Source organism: Bradyrhizobium sp. Ses1 (assembly GCF_059512365.1).
Window position 1 is genome coordinate 1 of the sequence record NZ_JCAMOQ010000016.1, and the last position, 21,385, is coordinate 21,385.

Annotated in this window: 16 protein-coding genes and 1 pseudogene; 11 read left to right on the forward strand and 6 right to left on the reverse strand. The window is 61.4% G+C overall.

Going from position 1 to position 21,385, the window contains the following annotated elements:
- Together AC5ZG5_RS19610 and AC5ZG5_RS19615 are read left to right on the forward strand one after the other, a co-directional pair.
- Positions 1–147: pseudogene (locus AC5ZG5_RS19610) on the forward strand (IS5/IS1182 family transposase); the annotation flags it as partial.
- Positions 148–185: 38 nt separating this feature from the next.
- Positions 186–1,460: a cytochrome P450 gene (locus tag AC5ZG5_RS19615; RefSeq protein ID WP_130227250.1), complete on the forward strand. Its 1,275-nt coding sequence runs from the start codon at positions 186–188 to the stop codon at positions 1,458–1,460.
- A gap of 179 nt (positions 1,461–1,639) precedes the next feature.
- Here the strand turns inward: AC5ZG5_RS19615 and AC5ZG5_RS19620 are convergent, their stop codons facing one another.
- On the reverse strand, positions 1,640–2,560 hold the full coding sequence (locus AC5ZG5_RS19620; protein WP_130227251.1) for a LysR substrate-binding domain-containing protein: 921 nt from the start codon (positions 2,558–2,560) through the stop codon (positions 1,640–1,642).
- A 130-nt stretch (positions 2,561–2,690) separates the two neighbouring features.
- Here AC5ZG5_RS19620 and AC5ZG5_RS19625 point away from each other — a divergent pair, with 130 nt between their 5' ends.
- From AC5ZG5_RS19625 to mdlC, 4 genes are all read left to right on the forward strand, one after another.
- The gene (locus AC5ZG5_RS19625) at positions 2,691–3,857 is read left to right on the forward strand and encodes an acyl-CoA dehydrogenase family protein (protein ID WP_028161769.1); all 1,167 of its coding nucleotides are present in this window, start codon (positions 2,691–2,693) and stop codon (positions 3,855–3,857) included.
- Between the two features lie 10 nt (positions 3,858–3,867).
- A complete protein-coding gene (locus tag AC5ZG5_RS19630) occupies positions 3,868–4,998 on the forward strand; it encodes a CaiB/BaiF CoA transferase family protein (RefSeq protein ID WP_165435312.1) in 1,131 nt (376 codons plus the stop codon).
- Positions 4,995–5,849: an HTD2 family dehydratase gene (locus tag AC5ZG5_RS19635; RefSeq protein ID WP_456643621.1), complete on the forward strand. Its 855-nt coding sequence runs from the start codon at positions 4,995–4,997 to the stop codon at positions 5,847–5,849. The genes AC5ZG5_RS19630 and AC5ZG5_RS19635 overlap by 4 nt, the downstream gene beginning before the upstream one ends.
- A 173-nt stretch (positions 5,850–6,022) precedes the next feature.
- Positions 6,023–7,651, forward strand: coding sequence for a benzoylformate decarboxylase (mdlC, locus tag AC5ZG5_RS19640; protein WP_456643622.1), 1,629 nt, complete (start codon positions 6,023–6,025; stop codon positions 7,649–7,651).
- Positions 7,652–7,776: 125 nt separating this feature from the next.
- On the opposite strand, the gene AC5ZG5_RS19645 is transcribed toward mdlC, so the two are convergent.
- The 3 genes from AC5ZG5_RS19645 to AC5ZG5_RS19655 all read right to left on the reverse strand — a co-directional run bounded on the left by AC5ZG5_RS19645 (position 7,777) and on the right by AC5ZG5_RS19655 (position 11,142).
- Positions 7,777–8,727, reverse strand: a complete 951-nt coding sequence (locus AC5ZG5_RS19645) for an oxygenase MpaB family protein (RefSeq protein WP_456643623.1) — start codon at positions 8,725–8,727, stop codon at positions 7,777–7,779.
- A gap of 433 nt (positions 8,728–9,160) precedes the next feature.
- Entirely contained in the window at positions 9,161–10,030 is an 870-nt protein-coding gene (locus tag AC5ZG5_RS19650) for a hypothetical protein (protein WP_456643624.1), read from the reverse strand.
- A gap of 62 nt (positions 10,031–10,092) precedes the next feature.
- Positions 10,093–11,142 carry an AraC family transcriptional regulator gene (locus AC5ZG5_RS19655; protein WP_130227256.1) on the reverse strand — a complete coding sequence of 350 codons (1,050 nt, stop codon included), beginning with the start codon at positions 11,140–11,142 and terminating at the stop codon, positions 10,093–10,095.
- Between the two features lie 219 nt (positions 11,143–11,361).
- Between AC5ZG5_RS19655 and AC5ZG5_RS19660 the strand changes: the two genes are divergently transcribed.
- From AC5ZG5_RS19660 to AC5ZG5_RS19670, 3 genes are all read left to right on the forward strand, one after another.
- Positions 11,362–11,748, forward strand: coding sequence for a helix-turn-helix domain-containing protein (locus AC5ZG5_RS19660; protein ID WP_456643625.1), 387 nt, complete (start codon positions 11,362–11,364; stop codon positions 11,746–11,748).
- A 262-nt stretch (positions 11,749–12,010) separates the two neighbouring features.
- Entirely contained in the window at positions 12,011–12,634 is a 624-nt protein-coding gene (locus AC5ZG5_RS19665) for a hypothetical protein (RefSeq protein WP_456643719.1), read from the forward strand.
- A 128-nt stretch (positions 12,635–12,762) separates the two neighbouring features.
- On the forward strand, positions 12,763–14,193 hold the full coding sequence (locus tag AC5ZG5_RS19670; protein ID WP_456643626.1) for a DUF1254 domain-containing protein: 1,431 nt from the start codon (positions 12,763–12,765) through the stop codon (positions 14,191–14,193).
- A gap of 167 nt (positions 14,194–14,360) precedes the next feature.
- Here AC5ZG5_RS19670 and AC5ZG5_RS19675 read toward each other — a convergent pair whose 3' ends face one another.
- Both AC5ZG5_RS19675 and AC5ZG5_RS19680 read right to left on the reverse strand, forming a co-directional pair.
- Positions 14,361–14,951, reverse strand: coding sequence for a hypothetical protein (locus tag AC5ZG5_RS19675; RefSeq protein ID WP_051396437.1), 591 nt, complete (start codon positions 14,949–14,951; stop codon positions 14,361–14,363).
- Between the two features lie 141 nt (positions 14,952–15,092).
- The gene (locus tag AC5ZG5_RS19680) at positions 15,093–15,935 is read right to left on the reverse strand and encodes a MurR/RpiR family transcriptional regulator (protein WP_456643627.1); all 843 of its coding nucleotides are present in this window, start codon (positions 15,933–15,935) and stop codon (positions 15,093–15,095) included.
- A 365-nt stretch (positions 15,936–16,300) separates the two neighbouring features.
- On the opposite strand from AC5ZG5_RS19680, the gene AC5ZG5_RS19685 reads away from it, so the two are divergent.
- Both AC5ZG5_RS19685 and AC5ZG5_RS19690 read left to right on the forward strand, forming a co-directional pair.
- Entirely contained in the window at positions 16,301–18,652 is a 2,352-nt protein-coding gene (locus AC5ZG5_RS19685) for a phosphocholine-specific phospholipase C (RefSeq protein WP_456643720.1), read from the forward strand.
- Positions 18,653–19,069: 417 nt separating this feature from the next.
- A complete protein-coding gene (locus AC5ZG5_RS19690) occupies positions 19,070–21,382 on the forward strand; it encodes a TonB-dependent receptor (protein WP_456643628.1) in 2,313 nt (770 codons plus the stop codon).
- Positions 21,383–21,385: the final 3 nt, after the last annotated feature.

Consider the following 21,385-nt stretch of genomic DNA (forward strand, 5'->3'; position numbering starts at 1 on the left):
AAACCCCTCTATGCCGAGCGTCATCTAATCGAATGCTGCTTCTCGAAACTGAAGCGTTTCAGGCGCGTTGCTACGCGTTACGAAAAAACCGCACGAAATTACTTCGCTGTCGTCGCTATCGCCGCAACTCTGCTCTGGCTAACATAACTGTCCACGCGACCTAGCGCTTTTGGGAGTTGATAACCATGAACGTGCAGACTTCGGTCAGGGTCGACAGGAACGAGCTGATGCGCCTGGCGCGCGAGGAGGCCTATTCGACGCCGCTGAAGAATTTCCACCCGGGCGCGCCAAGGCTGTTCCAGAACGACACGTGGCAGCCGTGGTTCGAGCGGCTGCGCAAAGAAGAGCCGGTGCATTACTGCACCAACGCGCCGATCGAGCCCTATTGGTCGGTTACGAAGTACAACGACATCATGCATGTCGACACCAACCACGGCATCTTCTCCTCTGATGCGACGCTTGGCGGCATCGGCATCCGCGACATGCCGGTCGGCTATGACTGGCCGAGCTTCATCGCGATGGACCAGCCGAAACACTCGGCGCAGCGCAAGACGGTGTCGCCGATGTTCACGCCGACGCATCTGGACGAACTTGCCAAGCTGATCCGCGAGCGGTCGCAACGGGTGCTGGACGGCCTGCCGCGCAACGAGACCTTCAACTTTGTCGAAAGGGTCTCGATCGAATTGACCACGCAGATGCTGGCGACGCTGTTCGACTTCCCCTGGGAGGAACGGCGCAAGCTGACGCGCTGGTCCGACGTCGCTACCGCTCTGCCCAAGAGCGGCATCGTCGACTCGCCGGAGCAGCGGCGGAAGGAAATGGACGAATGCTACGCCTATTTCGCCAAGCTCTGGAACGAGCGCGTCAACGCGCCGCCGCGCAACGATCTGTTGTCGATGATGGCGCATAGCGATGCGACGCGGCACATGGACCGCGACAACCTCATGGGCAACCTCATCCTGCTGATCGTCGGCGGCAACGACACCACGCGCAACACCATGACCGGCTCGGTGCTGGCGCTGAACGAAAACCCAGAGCAGTACGAGAAGCTCAGGCAAAACCCTGAATTGATCGACTCGATGGTGCCGGAAGTGATCCGCTGGCAGACCCCGCTCGCCCATATGCGGCGTACCGCTCTTGAAGATACCGAGCTCGGCGGCAAGACGATCAAAAAGGGCGACCGCGTCGTGATGTGGTATGTCTCGGGCAACCGCGACGAAGAGGTGATCGACCGCCCCAACGAGTTCATCATCGACCGACCGCGGCCGCGCACGCATCTGTCGTTCGGCTTCGGCATCCACCGCTGCGTCGGCATGCGGCTCGCCGAGTTGCAATTGAAGATCATCTGGCAGGAGATGCTGAAACGGTTCGACCGTATCGAGGTGGTCGGCGAGCCCCGGCGGATCTATTCCAGCTTCATCAAGGGATATGAGACGCTGCCGGTGCGGATTCCGGGGTGATCGTCATTGCGAGGAGCGAAGCGACGAAGCAATCCATGCCTCCGCAAGTGGTGAAATGGATTGCTTCGCTTCGCTCGCAATGACGGAGATATAAAAACCTGGCATGACAGCCTGCACCAGATGCGAAGGGAAGGCTGCGCGAGCTTCCCTTAAGTCTTCTGTTGGCGCGCCGCAACGGCTTACGCCAGCTTGATGTCCCAGAGGCCTTCCTTGCGGCAGGCGGCGACCTCCTCGCGCAACAGCGTGGTGACGGCGGTGGTCGCGATCGAGGTGGGACGATCGATCGGAGAGGCAATGATCAGCTCGCGCGACAGCGGCTTTGCGATCGCCGCGGTTTCCAGCCGGCCGTCGGCGACTTCGCTCCGTACCGAGGATGGCGGCAACAGCGCAAAGCCGAGCCCCTCCTCGACCAGGCTGGTGAGCACGCGGAACGAATCCGCCTCGAGCTGGACGTCGAGCTTGATCTTCTTGAGCGCCGCGGCGTGCTCGATCAGGGCACGGAGTCCATGCGAATGACTGGGCAGTACCAGGCGCTGGCGCAAGAGCCAGCCGATCTCGACCTGCTTCTTGCGCGACAAGCCGCAGCCGCGAGGGCCGACGGCTATGATCTGGTCGCGGCCGAGCGGCTGCGCCGCCAGATGCAGGTCCGCGGTGCGGCCGTAGATGATCGAAATATCCATCTCGCCGCGGTGCAGCCATTCGATCAGGTGGCCGCTATAGCTCTCGACGATGCGCAGCGAGATGCCGGGGAAATTCTCCACGCAGCGGCGGGCGAAGCGCGCCGAGAGCACGCAGCTCACCGTCGGCACCAGGCCGAGCACCACGCGGCCGGACGGCGGGCCCTGCGCGGACTGGATGTCGTCGCGGATCTGGTCGACCTGGCGGACGATGCCGGAGGTGCGCGCGAGCAAGAGGCGACCGGCATCGGTCAGCACCATGCCGCGGCCGTTCCGCGTAAACAGCTCCGTGCGCAGCTCGTGCTCGAGCAGCTTGATCTGCCGGCTCAGCGCCGGCTGAGCTATGCGCAGCGTGTCGGAGGCCTTGCTCAGGCTCCCGAGTTCCGCGACGCAGGTAAACGTCCTAAGCTGGCGGAAATCCATGCTTGCCAATCTTGGAATGCTACTTCATACGCTATAACAAAACAGCATAGGGAGTTTACTCCGGCGCCACAATGGTCCGCCGCGCCTTTCAGATCCGCCATCCCTTAAACGAACGCGCCGGTGATTTCCGATGACCGCACAAGAACACCATGACGACTATTCCGACATCCGCGATGCGGTGGCAAAACTCTGCGCACAGTTTCCCGGTGAATACTGGCGCAAGCTCGATCGACAGATGGCCTATCCGAAAGAATTCGTCGATGCGTTGACCGAAGCCGGCTATCTCTCGGTGCTGATCCCCGAGGAATATGGCGGCGCGGGGCTGAAGCTGTCCGCGGCGGCGGCGATCCTGGAGGAGATCCAGCGTGCCGGCTGCAATGGCGGCGGCTGCCACGCGCAGATGTACACGATGGGCACGGTGTTGCGGCACGGCAATGCCGAGCAGAAGGCGAAGTATCTGCCGAAGGTCGCGAGCGGCGAATTGCGGTTGCAGGCCTTTGGCGTGACCGAGCCGACCAGCGGCACCGATACGTCGTCGCTGAAGACGTTTGCGCGCAAGGACGGCGACCACTACGTCGTCAACGGCCAGAAGATCTGGACCAGCCGCGCCGAGCATTCCGACCTGATGATCCTGCTCGCGCGCACCACGCCGAAGGAGCAGGCGAAGAAGCGGACCGACGGGCTGTCGGTGTTCATCGTCGACATGCGCGAGGTCAAGGGCAAGGGGCTGGAGATCCGCCCGATCCGGACCATGATGAACCACGCGACGACAGAGGTGTTCTTCACGGACATGCGGGTGCCGGCGGAAAACCTGATCGGCGACGAGGGCAAGGGTTTCCGCTACATCCTCTCCGGCATGAATGCCGAGCGCATCCTGATCGCGGCCGAATGCATCGGCGATGCCAAATGGTTCATCGCCAAGGCGACCAACTACGCCAAGGAGCGCGCCGTGTTCGGCCGGCCGATCGGCCAGAATCAAGGCATCCAGTTCCCGATCGCAAAAGCCTATGCCTCGATGCGTGCGGCCGAGTTGATGGTGAAGGAAGCCACCCGCAAGTACGAAGCCGGGCTCGATTGCGGTGCGGAAGCCAACATGGCGAAGATGTTGGCGGCGGATGCGTCCTGGGAAGCGGCGAATGCCTGCGTGCAGACCCATGGCGGCTTCGGCTTTGCCGAGGAATACGACGTCGAGCGCAAGTTCCGCGAGACGCGGCTCTACCAGGTGGCGCCGATCTCGACCAATCTGATCCTGTCCTTCGTCGCCGAGCATGTGCTCGGCATGCCCCGCTCCTACTGAGGTGAGACGCATGCTGCCGCTCGAGGGACTGACCGTCATCGCCGTGGAGCAGGCGGTGGCTGCGCCGTTCTGCTCGTCGCGCCTGGCCGATGCCGGCGCGCATGTGATCAAGATCGAACGGCCCGAGGGCGATTTCGCCCGCGGCTATGACGCCGCCGCCAAGGGCCAGAGCAGCTATTTCGTCTGGCTGAACCGCGGGAAGGATTCGGTCGTGGTCGATCTGGCGACCAAGGAAGGCCGCAGCGCGCTGGAAGAGCTCATCGCGGGCGCCGACGTGCTGTTGCAGAATTTGAAGCCGGGCTCGATGGACAAGCTCGGCTTCTCGCTTGCGCGGCTGCGCAAGGATTATCCGAAGCTGATCTGCTGCACCATCACGGGCTATGGCGATGAAGGGCCGTATGCCAATCGCAAGGCCTATGATCTCCTGATCCAGGCCGAGAGTGGACTCGCCTCGATCACCGGCGGACCGGAGGGCGCCTCGCGCGTCGGTATGTCGATCGTGGACGTTGCGACCGGCGCGACCGCGCATGCGGCGATCCTGGAAGCGCTGATCGCGCGCGGGCGCACCGGCAAGGGGGCCGACATCCGCATCTCCATGTTCGACGTGATGGCGGACTGGCTGACGGTGCCGCTGCTCAATGCCGAGGACGGCAAGCCGCCGAAGCGCATGGGCCTCGCCCACCCCTCGATCGCGCCCTACGGCGTGTTCCGCTCCAGGGACGGCAAGGAGATCCTGATCTCGATCCAGAGCGAACGTGAATGGAAGAAGCTGTGCGCCGAAGTGCTGGGCCAGCCGGAGCTACCGAAGGATCCGCGCTTCGCCAACATGGTCGAGCGGGTGCGCAACCGCGCGCTGACCGACCAGACCGTCGGCGATGCCTTCGCGAAGCTGACGCGCGATGAGCTGCTGCAGAAATTGGCCGATGCCGACATCGCTTTCGCCGAGGTCAACACCATGGACGACCTCGCCCATCATCCGCATCTGCGCCGGATCGAGGTCGAGACGCCGAACGGCCGCGTCGCCTATCCGGCACCGGCTGCGATTGTCGTCGGCGAACCGCGCCACTACGGCGCGGTGCCGGCGATCGGCGAGCAGACCAGCGCCGCAAAGTCCTCTCCTGCCCGGGCCAAATCATCATGAGCGAACAACTCGACCTCGATCATCTCAGGCAATGGATCGGCCGCACCAGTGAAGCCTCCGACACCGTCACGGCGCAGCTCGTCAAGGGCCTGCGCGCGACGCTGATCCAGGAGATCGGCGAGCCCAAGGTGGGCGATGCCGCGCCGTTCACGGTGCATTGGTGCCTGGCGCAGCCGGTGTTTCCGATGTCGCAGCTCGGTCCCGACGGCCACCCGACCCGTGGCGGCTTCCTGCCGCCGGTGCCGCTGCCGCGCCGGATGTGGGCCGGCGGCGAGCTCGAATTCCTCGACACGCTGCGCGTCGGCGACGAGCCGAGGCGCGTCTCGCGCATCTCCGACGTGAGCTTGAAGAGCGGCTCGACCGGCACGCTGTGCTTCGTCTCCGTCCATCACGAGGTGACGACGCCGCGCGGGCTCGCGATCCGCGAGCGGCAGGATATCGTCTATCGCGAGATGACGAGCACGCCAGCGGCCACATCGGCGAAGGCTCCGCCCCCGCCGCCGATTGCAAAGCACCGCGAGAGCCACATGGCCGATCCGGTGCTGCTGTTTCGCTATTCGGCGCTGACCTTCAACGGCCATCGCATCCATTACGATCGCGACTACGTCACCAAGGTGGAGGGCTATCCCGGCCTGATCTTCCACGGGCCGCTGCAAGCCGCGTTCATCATCGAGCTGGCGGCGAAGCTTCATGGCGGCCAGCCGCCGAAGAAGTTCGTCTATCGCGGCGTGCAGCCCCTGTTCGAGGGCAGCGAGTTCTCGGTCAACGCCAATGAGAATGGCGAAGGCCTGGACCTGTGGACGGCTAATGCTGAAGGGCAGCCGACGATGAAGGGCACGGCGACCTGGTAGGGCTTGACTAGCGGTCGCTCCTAGGCCGTCATTGCGAGGAGCGTAGCGACGAAGCAATCCATGTCTCCGCAAGCGGCGAGATGGATTGCTTCGCGGAGCCTGTCATCGGGCGGCGCTACGCGCCGACCCGGTGGCTCGCAATGACGAAAAAATAAACTGGGGAGAATCGCCTGATGTCGTCCCGCAAGCCCGCCGCCGCCAACAGCAAAGCCGTCACGGTCAAGGACGCGACGTTCGGACTGCTCCGTGCCTTCGGCATCAAAAAGGTGTTCGGCAATCCCGGCTCGACCGAATTGCCGTTCCTGAGCGACTGGCCCGATGACATCGACTATGTGCTGGGACTGCAGGAATCCTCTGTCGTCGGGATGGCCGACGGCTATGCGCAGGCGACGCGCAACGCCGGCTTCGTCAATCTGCATTCGGCGGCCGGCGTCGGGCACGCGCTCGGCAATGTCTTCAACGCCTACCGCAACCAGACGCCGCTGGTGATCACCGCAGGCCAGCAGGCGCGCTCGATCCTGCCATTGCAGCCGTTCCTCTACGCCGAGCGCTCCACCGAATTCCCGCAGCCTTATGTGAAATGGGCGGTCGAGCCGGCGCGGCCTGAGGACGTGCCCGGCGCGATAGCACGCGCCTATTACATCGCGATGCAGCCGCCCTGCGGGCCGACCTTCGTCTCGGTGCCGGTCGACGACTGGAACCGGCCGACGCAGCCGGTCGAGGCGCGCCAGATCAGTCGCGAGATCGGGCCCGATCCGGCGGCGATGAAGGCGCTGGTCGCCGCGCTCGCCGACAGCAAGCACCCTGCCCTCGTCGTCGGCCCCGCCGTCGACCGCGCACAGGCCGTCGATCTCATGATTGAGGTCGCGGAAAAGACGAAAGCCTTGGTGTGGGCGAGCCCGTTCTCGGCCCGCTGCTCATTCCCCGAGCGGCATCCGCAATTCGCCGGCTTCCTCCACGCTTCCCCGGGGCAGCTCTCGGAGGCGCTGCGCGGGCACGACTTGGTCGTCGTGATCGGCGCGCCGGTGTTCACCTTCCATGTCGAGGGCCACGCTTCGATCTTCGATGGCGCAACTGCGCTGTTCCAGATCACCGACGATCCAAACGCTGCGTCGTTCACGCCAGTCGGCAACAGCATCATCGGCACGATGAAGCCGTCGCTTGCGACACTGCTCGAACTGTTGCCCGAAACCAGGCGAGCCGTGCCCGCGGGCCGCGCGCTGTCGCCTGTGCCCGCACCCGGCGATCCGATTCCCGCCGAGTTCCTGATGCATTCGCTTGTCGCCGCGATGGGGCCGCATGACGTGCTGGTGGAAGAGGCTCCCTCGCATCGCCTGGCGATGCAGAAGTTCATGCCGATGCGCGGGCAGGACAGTTTCTACACCATGGCGAGCGGCGGCCTCGGCTACAGCCTGCCGGCGGCGGTCGGCATGGCGCTCGGCCGCACCGGTTGTCGCATCGTCTGCGTGATCGGCGACGGCTCGGCGATGTATTCGATCCAGGCGCTGTGGACCGCCGCGCAGCGCAAGCTGCCGATGACGGTGTTGGTGATCAACAATTCAGGCTACGGCGCGATGCGCTCGTTCAGCCAGGTGATGCAGGTGCGCAACGTGCCGGGGCTGGAATTGCCAGATATCGATTTCGTCAAGATCGCAGAAGGCATGGGCTGCCACGCCGTACGCGTGACGAAGGCCGCCGAGCTTCCAAGCGCGCTGAAGCGTGGGCTTACACATGACGGCACGAGTCTTGTCGAGGTGGTCGTGGATTCCGCGGTGCCGCTGCTCTACACGCAGAAGGGATAGCAGCCCGTAACCCGGATGGAGCGAAGCGCAATCCGGGCTACGCTGTCCCTCTCAGGAAGCCAGGAATCCTCCGTCTTACGCTGGAGATACAAGCGTTCATACACGGGACAGAGAGCACGGGAGCTTCAAATGTTCCGGCGATCACCTAGCTGAGGCCGTCCGATCCAAACCCTGTTAAGGCAGCGGGTTGTCCAGTCGAGCCGGGGTCTTCCTTTTAGTCGCGCTTGAGCTTCGTGGTAAGGGCCGACGTAGCGAAGCCGGGTTGGTATTGCCGAGTATACGCGTCGGATGCGTGCGAGCGCACGTTCCGCGGCTTTCCTGTCCCGTTCGTCAAACGCAAATCCGAAGCCCATGCGAATGCGGTCAGGCAGCAGCTCGGCGCTTAGGGCTTGATACCATCGCGGTACGCGCAACCATGGACGACCGCCGGCGAAGATCTGTCCAGCCACGTGGCGGGCGGTGTCGGTAACCGACAATGTGTCCGATTGCATCATGGCCCGGTTGTAGGCGACAAATGATTGCCAATCCGCAGGCAAGTCAGTCGGCTTCAGCCCGAACAACGCCCCAAAGAGCCGGCTTTCGGCCCAATATCGCTCGCGCTCTTCAACCGAGAGCGGAGGCAAGATCATGTCGTGCACCATGAGAGCGGTCTCGACGAGGGTCGCGTGAACCCACAGCAACGCCGCCACCTCATTGGCGCGATAGGGTGAGCCACGCTCGAAGGGACCGATCGCTTCGGGCAAGCGGCCGACGATCGTGGCATGGCGGCGGTGGAGATGCCGGGCAGCAGCAAGAGCCGTATCGAGCGAGCCGAACACCATCGTAAACATAACGTCAAAGGTTCGATGAAAACGACCGATCGGATCCGCAAAGGTCCGCGAGTGCTCCGCCACAGCGGCCGCGATCCAGGGATGCGCCAGTTGAAGGAGCAAGGCACGACCGGCGCCCAAAAAGATGACCGCTTCTCTATCGATCCTCCAGGTCATCGAGTCCGGACCAAAAATGCCTTCGGCAGATCCGGCAGCCCGAGCCCGGAGAAAATCCAGAGCAGCCTCCAGTTCGCTTGCAGAGACCAATGCGCACCTTTCCGTGTGAACGATGACAGCTTATCCCAGCCGGCCGCAGATCGGACAACCGGCATTTCCGAGTTTGCCCTGCAAGCAGATAAGACGCATAGATGCCAAAATGGGCGCATACGACCCGGCCCAAAGCCGAACAACAGTTCCAGCCGTAATCACGTCGGCTGCCCGAGCCAGGCTCGGCTCCCACCGTTATCGCGATCCGAACTGATCCGGATCATGGATTGTTCCGTCCAACTCATGATGGTGATGGCAAAATCATCCTGTCATTGCGGGAGCGCTGAGAATTGCCGCAGGACGATCCGGCCAGCTTTGCGCGAACACGACCGGCAGCTGGTAGCGTTGGCACAGGAAGACCGCGCGGACATTGGCGTCGAAAGCAGACATAGGATATTTTTTGGTCCTTGTCGGCTCGCGCCAGCAGCGCCGGCTAATTACGGACTGCGTACAGGGGCGTCCTGACCGTCAGTTGATAGGCGGGCTTGGGCACCCACATGATTTCGGCGGTGATGCCAAACAGCCGATTGTCGTTATCGTCCATGCGATCGAGATCGAGCCGCATGATCGGTTGCGTGAACGGCTGAATGGGCGCAAGTGTTAGAAGCTGCGCCCCTTCGAAGGACTGCACGCCCACACGGCCAGTGAATTTCCAATTATTGGACCATTGATAGTAGCCGCCGACATAGGCGATCGTGTTCGGGTTGATCTTCACGAGCGTCGTGCCGACGTCAGTGCGCGTGTCCTGGAAACCGGCGAGGAAGCCTTTGGTCTCATCGGAATCAAGTGCATAGTCGAATTCGAGAATGTTGTTGAAGGAGGTTGTGGCCAGCGGACCATTGGGGATCGATTGTGTGATCGTCGATTGCAGCGTCACGGTCGGAAAGGTCCCGCCGTTCTGCTGGTAGAGATCCGCCTGGAAGCCGACGTTCCAGCTTGTGGCTTGAAAGGACGACCACCCGCTGCCTCCGAACTCCGTCGAACTGCCGGAGACGCCTCCGTATAGCGAGACACTGTCGGTGACATCGACCGTCAACGGAAAATCCACGTTGAGCGATTTTGCTGCTGGCAGGCCGGTCGGAAACGCCGCGCGGTTCGGTGTTGCGAGCCTTCGCAACGCATCGAATAGAGTTGGATGTCCAAAGCCAAATGCGAGCGATCCTGCCGGCACCTGCGCGTAGCTTGTCCTCAGATCAAGATAGACCGCCGGTATCGATGCGCTGATAGCGCCGTCATCATCATTTGCGCCAAAGGCTGTCCCAGCGGAGAGGATCAATGTCGCGTGCAGTCCAGCTTTCAACATCAGCCGGAAAGCCGAAAATTTTACGCCGCTACATCGAGGAGCATCCAAGGCGTAAATCTTCTCTAGAGACGATGATCATCAAGTTGGGAGGCGCGAAGGTCGATCTCCGCCCGTCCGCTCCTCGACCTTTCCCGAAACTGTCGCGGGGTGAATCCGGAAATCCGTCGGAAAGCGCGAGCAAAGTGGGCAGGGTCTGCATATCCCGATGAAAATGCTACGTCGATGATCTTGTTCTCAGTATCGCTTAGAAGCTGCATCGCATTGTTGAAGCGGACCTGCTCAAGCAGGCCCGAGTATGTCAGCCCGGCCAGCGCGAGCTTCCTCTGCAGACTCCTGACGCTCAGTCCAACCATCTCAGCAGCCTGCACTATCGCCGGGCCTCCCTCGTCAAGATACGATGGTAAAGTCAACTTGAGAATGCCGACGACGTCGCCGCCGAAAGGCTGCCGCTCTGTCTCGGGCAAATGAGACCGGACAACAACTGCGCGATTGGGATAGCTCAAGAACTGCAGCGGCACTTCGATCCATGAGGCTTTCTGACCGGACATGAAGCGTGTATCCGGCCAATGCGATTGAACTTCTCTGCTCGGCATATAATCAGCTTCAAACGCGATCACTCTGGGAGTCCAGCACGCGCCCGCGAACTGACGGACGATGTGCAGGACGAATATGTTCTGAAGCCATTGGGACACCTCAAGATGGGAAATACCTTCCGTTCCAATGAGCTTGCTGCAAATTTTCACGCTTTCGTCGTACGGCTCCAGCCATAGACGCAGATTTGTATCTTCGACCGGCGCCCACTTGCACATCTGCTGAAGAGCAACCAACAGAGTTGGCGAATGCCGGATTCGAACTCGCATGGCATCGCTTAGATGATCGAATGAGAGCCTCTGGGCTGCGCGAAAGGCGATCTCCGACAGCCCCTGCTTTTCCTGGGCGGCCGCCGCAAAGCGAACGGCCGGCAGCAGCGGCACGTAATGATCCGCTTTTTCCTCCAAAGACGTAGGAAGCCGGAATTTGGCGAGAAGCGCCGCGGTGGGTCCGCCGATCTCTGAATGAATTTCAGCAAATGGCATTAGAAATTGGCAACGGGTCAATGGAATAACGGTCATCACTACCTGCCCAAGAAGTCTGCCGCGGTAGCAGACTAGCAGGCTTGCAACTGTCTTGCCTTATCGATTGTCAGGTCGTGCAGGCATGGCGAGCAACAAATAATTCCACTTGACGAACATTTTGGCGGCTGGTGGCCAGATTGGTCCTGAGAATGCGCGTAGCCTCAAAGCATCGGTTCTCTTCAGAGGGACCGTGGGCTTCACGCCTCACACAAACCGATGAGAGCTGTCCGTTTGCCTTCATCTCGGGCGGTCCGCGCGGCCATTATCGCGTCGCTGCGACACGGTGACGCAACTCTCGATGGCACAGCTCGCGCCTGCAAAATCAGCACGCGCACCTTGCAGCGTCATCTCGGTCGCATGGGCACAAGCCACAGCGCAATGCTTGCGGAAGTTCGCCTGACTATCGCGTGCCGCTTGCTCGTGGACTCAAGCATGCGCCTGTCCGATATCGCAAGATTTCTCGGCTATACGAATGCAAGCAGCTTCAGCCGCAGTTTCGTGCGTTTGATGAAAGTTCAACCCGTTGTCTACAGACAGCAGCAACTTGCGCGTAAGCAGGAGCGGCACGCCAATCGCGGAAGAATTTGTCCGATTGACTGCTGAACTGATCCGGCCGATTGGCGCGAAATGGCAAGACTTGCGATCTGAATTGGCGCGAAATGCTCAGCGAAGCTGCTTGCCACATTGGAAGCTGCTTGCCAATTGCCCGGCTGCTGCGGAGCCACTTTCTAGAATGCGCAGAAGAAGATGCGCCAGACGATTTTTGAAAGCCATAGGAGCCGGCCGAAAGGAAAAGAGTCCTCTTTCCAAGGAGAAAATTGCCGTGACACTTCGTGCTGCTTTAATCGCATTTTGCGTCGGCGGATTGCTGATCTGCCCCCAAGGACTTTCTGCTCAAACGGCCCCCGAACGTAAGCCGCATATTCCGCTTGAGAAATCCATCGGCCAGGCAAAGCCGGAAGTCGTGCCATCCCTCTTCGTCCTCAATTCGCGCGGTGCGAGCTTGAAGGACGGCAAGCTTGTGCTGACGGGAATTTCGCCGAATGCCATCGTGTTTGCCGATCGACCTGTACGGGCGGCCGGTCACGATCTCACGACGCGAATTGTTGAGGATTGGGGCAACGGCAGCGACAACTTCGCCAAAGATCCTCCAAACGCTACGGTTTCCGGTTTCAAGAAAGACGGATCGTCGGTGATCGACGCCGTCGTCGTACTGAAATCGCCCAAGCTCGAGGACGACAAGCTGACTTTCGATGTCGATATTCTCGAAGGCGATCTTGTGGGAGCTGATGGGCCGGCATCAGTTTTTATCGACATCATCGGCCGCCCCTTCACTCCGCTGTCCTTTGCGGGCGTCGCCCGCCGAACGGCCTGGCGCGGTGCTTTCTACCGAGGTGCGGCCTTTGCGGGAGCGGCCGCAGTGGCCGGAGCTGCCTATCCATACTACGCGCCCCGGTGCGGATATTATCCTTATCCGCCTTGCTATTGAGCTGCGCTGACTGGCGGCATCGTAGCTGCCGCCAGCAATTCATCCTGACCGCCTCGCCCCACAGGGCATGAGCGTCACATCTGAAAGCACTAGCCGTCATTTGTATTCGTTTCAGGAAGGAGATAGCGATGAATATCACCCGCCGATCCCTTGCGTTTGGTGGAATGGGGCTGCTGGCAGGCGCGGCCGCCACACGGTCGGTCCTTGCCCAGGATTCTTTCCTGGGAGTGGGTCAAGCCCTGGAGGATTTCTGGCTCGCGAGCGACGCCTACATTTTCGGCTATCCGTTGGTGACGATCGAGATGACTCGCCGGGTCATGACCAATGTTGCTGAACCGGTCGGAACACGGGGACCGATGGGTCATCTTATCAAGCTGCGCCAATATCCAGACGCTTCGTTCAGGGATGTCACCGCGCCGAATGCGGACACTCTCTACACAACCTCCTTCGTCGACGTCGGGAAAGAACCGTGGGTCCTCAGCATCCCGGACATGAAGGGGCGCTATTTCCTGATGCCAATGCTGGACGGCTGGACGACCGTGTTTCAAGTCCCAGGAAAACGCACCACCGGCACGGGGGCGCAGACTTACGCGATCACCGGACCCGGGTGGAAGGGCACGCTGCCGGCCGGCGTGAAGGAGTGCAAATCGCCCACCAGTATCGTGTGGCTGCTTGGCCGCATCTATTGCACCGGCACGCCGGAGGATTACGCCGCCGTCCACAAGCTGCAGGATGAGTGCAAACTCGTACCGCTCAGTGCTTACGGCAAGCCGTACACGCCACCTGCGGGAAAAGTCGATCCGTCGGTCGACATGAAGACCGCGGTCCGCGAGCAGGTCAATCGCATGGACGCGGTGTCGTATTTCAAGCTGCTGTGCGAGCTTATGAAGACCAATCCGCCCTACGAAGCAGACGCGCCCCAGCTTGCCAAATTTGCCCGAATTGGAATCGTCCCCGGACAGGATTTTGATGAGAGCAAGCTCAAGGCGGACTTCCTGAAGCGCTTACCGGAGGTATCGTTCGACAGGATCATGCTTCAGTTCAAGATCAACAAAGCCATCAGGGATGAGAATGGCTTTGCCTTCACAACGAAAACCGGCATCTACGGGACCGACTATCTGATGCGGGCCCTGGTGACCGCGATCGGGCTCGGCGCCAATCGTCCGCAGGACGCAGTCTACCCGACCTCACAAAAGGATGCGGATGGCCGTAAGTACAATGGCGCAAACAAATACGTCATGCGGTTTCCCAAAGGCCACCTGCCTCCCGCGGAGGGATTCTGGTCGCTCACGATGTACGATAGCAGCTACTTCTTCGTGAACAATCCGATCAACCGCTACTCGATCAGCGCCCGTGAAGATCTGAAGGAAAACGCGGACGGCTCGGTCGAGCTCTACATTCAAAAGGACTCCCCGGGCCAAGACAAGGAGTCAAACTGGCTGCCCGCTCCCGAGGGAGATTTCATACTCATGCTGCGCATGTACTGGCCGCAGGAAACGGACCCCTCCATCATCAACGGCACATGGACGGTTCCTGCCGCCAGGAAGGTCGGGGCTTGAGAACTTGAACTCAGGCCGGCCCCAAGCAGGCTGGCATGAGTTGAAACGTTCCCGCTTTGCGCTGTACCGCCAAGAAATATCACGCGGGCAGCACAGATCCGCCATTGCGATCATACGGAATCAGCCGCCGTGCCCGCTGCTCTCAGGCACGGCGGAGTTCACCCGCGTCACCGCGTGCTGCCCGTCGTAAGCTCTTGCGAGACCACCGGGATCATCAGGTGCTCGTTGGGTTTGCCGGGGAACATCACATAAGGCTGCGTCGGGTCTTTGACATCCAGATCGCGCGGATACGGACTGAGCATCTCGTGCGCTGCGCCGCCGACGATCATCACATGCGGCCCGGTCTGGACCCAATGCTGGTGCGTGTGCCGTTCGGAGGAATCATGATTGCTCGTGCCGGTGTCACCGGCCAGCATGAAGATGAAGCCAATCTTGTTCGGCGGGGTCTGTTTGGCCTGGAGAGCTTTGCGCCATTCCATGGCGTTCTGGTCATCGCATTCGGGTGTTCCGTCGTTGCCGATAAAGCACGTGAAACCGTTCGATCCGGTTTGGACGGTCTTGGAAGACCCATCCGGCTGCGGCATGGTGATCGTCGCGTTGTTCACGACCGACGCCGGCGCGGCGGTCTTTGTCTTGGCGATGTACTCCGGTTCGGTTTTCGGGATCTCCTCGTTTGGAAAAGCCGACGCCGAGGTGATGGTGAGGGCTGCCGAAGCTACGCAGAACCCAACTGACGCGAGAGCATAGAGGCTTTTCATGACTTACCTCCTGTGGTGGGCAACCGGCATCAATTGTACATCAAAGCCAAGTGGGGGCATCCTCCGAAAGGCATCTCGGGTGGAGATTTTAGGCTCGGGTCGGAGCCATCCTGTTGCGGCTCTCCGCCGCAAGCTGTGCGGTCAAAAGCGCTTCTCGGAAAGAATACGCGCGGCGTGTTGAAGCCGGTCCACAGAGCGCTCGGTGTCGGTCAGGGCGCAACAGCTCACCAGGGTGTCGATTATGGCGAGCTGAGCCACGCGGCTGCTCATGGCCTCGGGCCGATATCTGGTTTCATTGGCGACGGTATAGAGCAGAACGTCGCAATGGGCCGCCAGAGGCGACTTGCCGAGCCGGGTGATGCCGATTGTCCGAGCGCCGGCTTCCCGCGCCAATCGGGTCGCGAGCACAGTCTCGACCGTGCTGCCTGAGTGAGACACCGTAACGGTCGTGACCGCCGGGCCGGTCATGCCCGCGCTGACGGCCTGGACATGAGAATCGACGACTGCGCTCGCCGCGAGCCCCAGTTGCAGCAGGCGATAGGAGAGGTCCTGCGCAATCGGCGCCGAACTTCCTATGCCATAGATCTCGATCCGCTGCGCTTCCCTCAACAAGCTCGCCGCCTTCGCCAGCGATTCCATTAAGAGCAGGCGGCGCGTCTCGTGGAGCGAAGCGGCGTGAGCAGCAAAGATGTGATCCGTGACGGTCGCCGGATCATCGCCTCGATGCAGATCCTCCTGAATCAGACGAACCGGCTCGATCAGATCGCGCGCCAGAAGAATCTTGAGCTCCTGGAACCCGCGAACGCCCACCCGGCCGCAAAAGGAAACGATCGTGCCTTCGCTCACGCCACATGTCTCGGCAACTTCGGTGATCGACATGTGAATGAAGGACTCCGGCTGCGCGATAATCAGCTCGGCGATTTGCCTGGCTTTTGGAGGAAGATCGGATTGCAATTCACGAACGCGGGACAGAATACCGCTCACGGACGGCCCTGCATTGAAGTTCGAGCGTGTCACCCGCGTCCTCGCGAACAACGTGGGAATTCATTTGGTGGATCGCGGAAGGTTACCGCGATTCCCCTTGCGCAGAGCTTCAATTCTCGTCGGCCGCCGGGATGAGCCGGCGACGAAGATGGCCCATGTGTCATGTCCGGCCCGCTCTCCCCTCTCTCGGTGCTCAGTCACCCTACACTGAGAAAAGCTCACAAAAAATTCTCTCGGAAATAAATTATTCACAGCGACGTCAAGTCGCACTGGTATTGCCGAACGGCTGGCCCGGGCAGTGCACCAAGCCTGCACCGCAAGCCGTCGTCCGTTCCTTCAACTATTCAACCAAAGGTAGAACAATAATGACAACACGTCGCGACTTTCTGGCGGGCGCCACGGCGGCGGCTGCCTTTACCAGCATCAACCGGGCGCTGGCCATTCCGGCGCGGCGCCGGACCGGCACGATCATGGACGTCAAGCACATCGTGATCCTGATGCAGGAGAACCGCTCGTTCGACCACTATTTCGGTACGCTGCGCGGCGTGCGCGGCTTCGGCGATCGCTTCCCTATTCCGCTCGAAAGCGGCAAGCCGGTGTGGTTTCAGTCCGACGGCGCCCGTGAGATCCCGCCCTATCACCGCGACTCCGCGACCAGCAACGCGCTGGTCGGGTACGGCACGCCGCACTCGTTTGGCGACAGTCAGGCCGCGTGGAACCAGGGCAAGATGGGCTTCTGGGCCAAGTACAAGACCCCGTACGCGATGGGCTATTTCGGCCGCGACGACATTCCCTTCCAGTTCGCGCTGGCCGAGGCCTTCACGCTGTGCGATGCCTACCACGCCTCCATCACCACCGGCACCGATCCCAACCGGATCGTGTTCTGGTCGGGCTCCAACTTCAATCCCGCGCTGCGTGCGCAGGGCATCAACTGCACGACGAACGATTCCGAGCCCAACAACAACCGCTGCTGGCCCAACCCTTCGAAGTGGGTGGCCGGCCTGCCTCAGCCGCAGCCGAACTACCGCTATGTCGGCAGCGACTTTAACTGGCCCACCCTCCCCGACCTGCTGCAGCGCGCCGGCGTCAGCTGGCACGTCTACCAGGACATGAACGACAACTGGACCGGCGCGATGCACGGCTGCCTGGCGTTCGCCAGCTTCCGCCACGCCCAGCCGGGCGATCCCAATTATGTGCACGGCCTGACCGGTGGCCCGGATTATCTCGACAGGCTGAAGGCCGATGTGATGAGCGGCAACCTTCCGCAGGTATCGTGGATCCTGCCGACGCAAGCCAACTCCGAACATCCCGGCGGCGGCAGCCCGACCCGCGCCGGCAATTTCACCGACCAGGTGCTGGAAGCACTGACCGCCAACCCCGAGGTCTGGAGCCAGACCGTCTTCTTCCTGACCTTCGACGAGAACGACGGCTTCTTCGATCACCTGCCGGCACCGGCGGTGCCGTCCTATGACAACGACGGCAACCTGATGGGCAAGGCCACGATGCCGCTCGCGGGTGAATACTTTTCCAACACGGTCGGCAACGTGCTGAGCAGCGACGACAAGATCAGCGGCAACATCCGTCCCTGGGGTCTCAGTGCGCGCGTGCCGATGTACGTCGTGTCGCCGTGGAGCAAGGGCGGCTGGGTCAATTCGCAGGTCTTCGACCACACGTCGGTGGGCCGCTTCCTCGAGAAGCGCTTCGGCATCAAGGTGGACTCCATCAGCCCCTGGCACCGCGCCATTTCGGGCGACCTCACCACCGCCTTCGACTTCGCGAGCCCCAACGATCCCCGCTTCCCGGAGCTTCCCGACCAGAGCAACTGGCAGGCATCGGATGCGCACCAGAAGACACTGCCGGCCCCCACCGCGCCGACGACGCCGCAGCCGCTGTTTCAGGAAACCGGCGTGCGCTTCTCGCGCGCGCTACCCTACATTCTGCACGCCAGCGCGCAGGTTGATGCCAGCAAGAGCAAGGTGAGGCTGCTGTTCGCCAATACCGGCTTTGCAGGCGCCGTGTTCCACGTCTACGACAAGATGCACCTGGATCGCATTCCACGGCGCTACACGGTCGAGGCGGGCCAGATGCTGGACGACGAATGGGCGGTTGGCGACGACGGCCTTTATGATCTGTGGGTGCTCGCCCCCAATGGCTTCCACCGTCACTTCAAGGGCGACATCTCTACGATGCGGCACAAGAATGAGCCGAACCCGGAAATCTTCGTCGGCTACAACGTCCACGACGGCGGCCTGCACCTGCAGCTCCGCAACGACGGCAACGGCCACCTTCGCTTCACGGTGAAGTCCAACAAGATTTATGGACCGCTGCTCGCCGTGAGCGCCTCGGTGGCCGCCGCGATGCAGCCGGAGCCTCCGGGCTTCGGTCCGCGTCCGAGCGTCCGTCCCGTGGGCTTCGGCCCGGTGCCTGGTTTCCAGCAAGCTCCCGACTTCTGCGCCCCCGGCTTCGGATTCAATCCGCCGGTCTTCTTCCCGGGACCCGACTTCGGCGGCGGTCCGCGCACGTCGTGGGATGTCAAAGTGTCCGCTTCCGGCCACCCCTGTGAACTGTACTGGAATCTGCGCACCACCGGCCTGTGGTATGACTTCGTCATCACCAGCGACTCGGGCAGCGGCTTCTATCGGCGCGTCGCCGGCCATGTGGAAACCGGCCGCGGTTCGGTGAGCGATCCTGGCATGGGCGTTGCCGACCGGTTCTAAAGAGGCGGTGCAATCACTCCAGCGAATTGGAGGCGCCTTCGGGCGCCTCTTCAATTTCCGACTCGGCCTAAGGCGTGGCCTCGGAATCACAAAGAAGCTCTGAGCTGGCCGACGGCAGAGTTCGACGTGTGGCGTCGCGATGGTGCGCGAGCGAGCTTCGCAAAGCGAACTATCAAGCGGCGTCACGTGTTAGCTAGCACAACCTCCACTCCTCACGCGTCAAAGCGTCGCAGTGCCGGACGATGAGTTGTCAGAGTTCGCTTATTAGAGAGATTTCAGCGTTGGCTTACTAGAGTGGTTAGAGATTGGACTCACAAACTCTTACGCGCATGCATCAATAGATTCTAAATCGCCTTCGTTGCCTTCGCACCTTCGATTTCCTAGTCGGACATCGACTAAGCGAACTGGGGGCGATTGTTGAGCAACTTCGAGAATTATAAGAACCGTTTGTATGTTGGCGTGGCGACGGGCGTTGTTACGTTATGCCTGAGCGGTGTGAGCTCTTCTCAGAGCAGGGCGCAGAGCGCGCAGCCGCACGTGTTGCCTCCGGTGCACGTCGATGCGCCCCAACAAAGAGCGCGAGCGACGCGCACTGTTCGGACTCGCGGTTCGGCTCAGCACTCTACTCGCGTCGCATCCCGGCAGCGGACCGAACAGCCTCCTGCGCCGACTGCGCCTGTTACCACGATGGGATCGACTCGGACGATCGGAGCGCCGGCGCCAGCCTATGCTGGCGGCCAGTTGGCACAGGGTGGAACGCTCGGCCTGCTCGGAAGCACGAACGTCATGAATGTGCCGTTCAGCACCGTCAACTATACGTCGCAACTGATCGAGAATCAGCAGGCGCGGACGGCCGCGGATACGCTGATCAACGACTCTTCGGTGCGACTCACCACAGGCAGCAACGGATTCGACGATACGTTCCAGATCCGCGGCTTCAGCGTTCCTTCAGGTGACGTTGGCTTCAACGGTCTCTACGGGCTGGTGTCCTCCAGTCGCGTGCCGGCGGAGATCATCGAGCGAATCGAATTGCTCAAGGGGCCCGGTGCGCTCATCAACGGCATAGCCCCTGGCGGCAGCGTCGGCGGCGGCGTCAACATCGTCAGCAAACGCGCGCTTGAGGTACCTTTCACACGTTTGACGCCGGTCTTCATGAGCGCCGGCAATTACGGTCTCCATCTAGAGACCAGCCACCGCTTTGGTGAAAACAAGGAGTGGGGCGTTCGTTTCAACGGGGTGGGGCGCAATGGCGAAGCCTCGATCGACGGCGGAAACTGGCGGACGGGTCTCGGTGCGTTGTCACTCGACTATCGCGGGGAGCGCCTGCGCTGGACGCTCGATGCCATTTCGCAGAACGACGACACCAAGAACTTCCGTCCGCAGATGACCATTCAGGGTAATGTGCCCTTCATTCCTGCTCCGCCCGACGCGCGCAGCAACTGGTACCCGGACACGATGCTCCGTCAGCGCGACAACACCATCGCCTCGGGCCTCGAATACGATCTGACCGAATCGCTGACGGCCTATGCGGGCATCGGCTATCGTGAGGGTGAGAACACTCAGACGTTCCCCGATTCCCGTGTCACGGGACTCCCTAGCGGCATAGACGCTCTTGGCAATTTCAGGCTCATCAACGCGTACTATGACTCCTACAGCAAGACGACGAGCGGCAACGCAGGCATACGGTCACGTTTCCAAGTAGGGCCGGTCGGTCATGCGATCAATCTCGCTTTCACCGGCTATTATCAGGAGAACGGCAACGCTTACGTTGCCAATACGCCGGCTCAGTCAGTGCCATCGAATATCTACAACCCATCCCCCCTTCCTGTGGTCACTGGCGCACGCCCGCCGCCGCGGTTAGCCAACGAGATAACGCTCAGAAGCGTTGCGATCGCCGACACGATGTCGCTCCTGAATGACGCGATCCTGGTGACCGTCGGCACTCGTCACCAGAGAGTGGAACAGGACGCTTTCAGCACCACTACCGGTCTCCCGACAAGCAACTACGGAGCAGAAGCGCTGACGCCACTTGCCGGCGTGGTAGTCAAGCCCTGGCATAATGTTTCGCTCTACGCGAACTACGCTGAAGGACTGAGCCAGGGCACCATCGTCGGTCCCGGCTACAGCAACACCGGTACTGTGCTTGCCCCATTCAAATCGAAGCAGCAGGAAGCCGGTATCAAGGTGGACTGGGGCACCATCACGACGACTGCGGCGGTGTTCCAGATTACGCGACCCAGCCAGATCCGGACCGCATCCAACGCACTGGCCTATGACGGCGAACAGCGTAACCGCGGCATTGAACTGTCCGCTTATGGCCTGTTGCTGCCCGGCCTGCGCGGTATGGCCAGCGCAACCTTCCTGCGTCCGGAGCTGACCAACCCGACCAATCCATTGGAGCGCGGCAACGATGCCCAGGGCGTGCCGGACAAGACGTTCTCGGCCAGCCTCGACTGGGATACGCCGTGGGTCGAGGGCCTCGCTCTCAATGGGCGGGTGATCTATACGTCGGGCGCCTATCTCACCAGCGCCAATCTCCTGCGATTCCCCGACTGGACTCGTGTTGATATCGGCGCGCGCTATACGACGACGGCGCTCACCGGCAAGCCTGTTACGATCCGTGCCAACATCGAAAACGTGACCGGCGAGAACTACTGGCTCACGACCGGTACATTCGTAACGGTTGCGTCGCCTCGGACTTACATCGTATCTGCTTCATTCGATTTCTAAGGT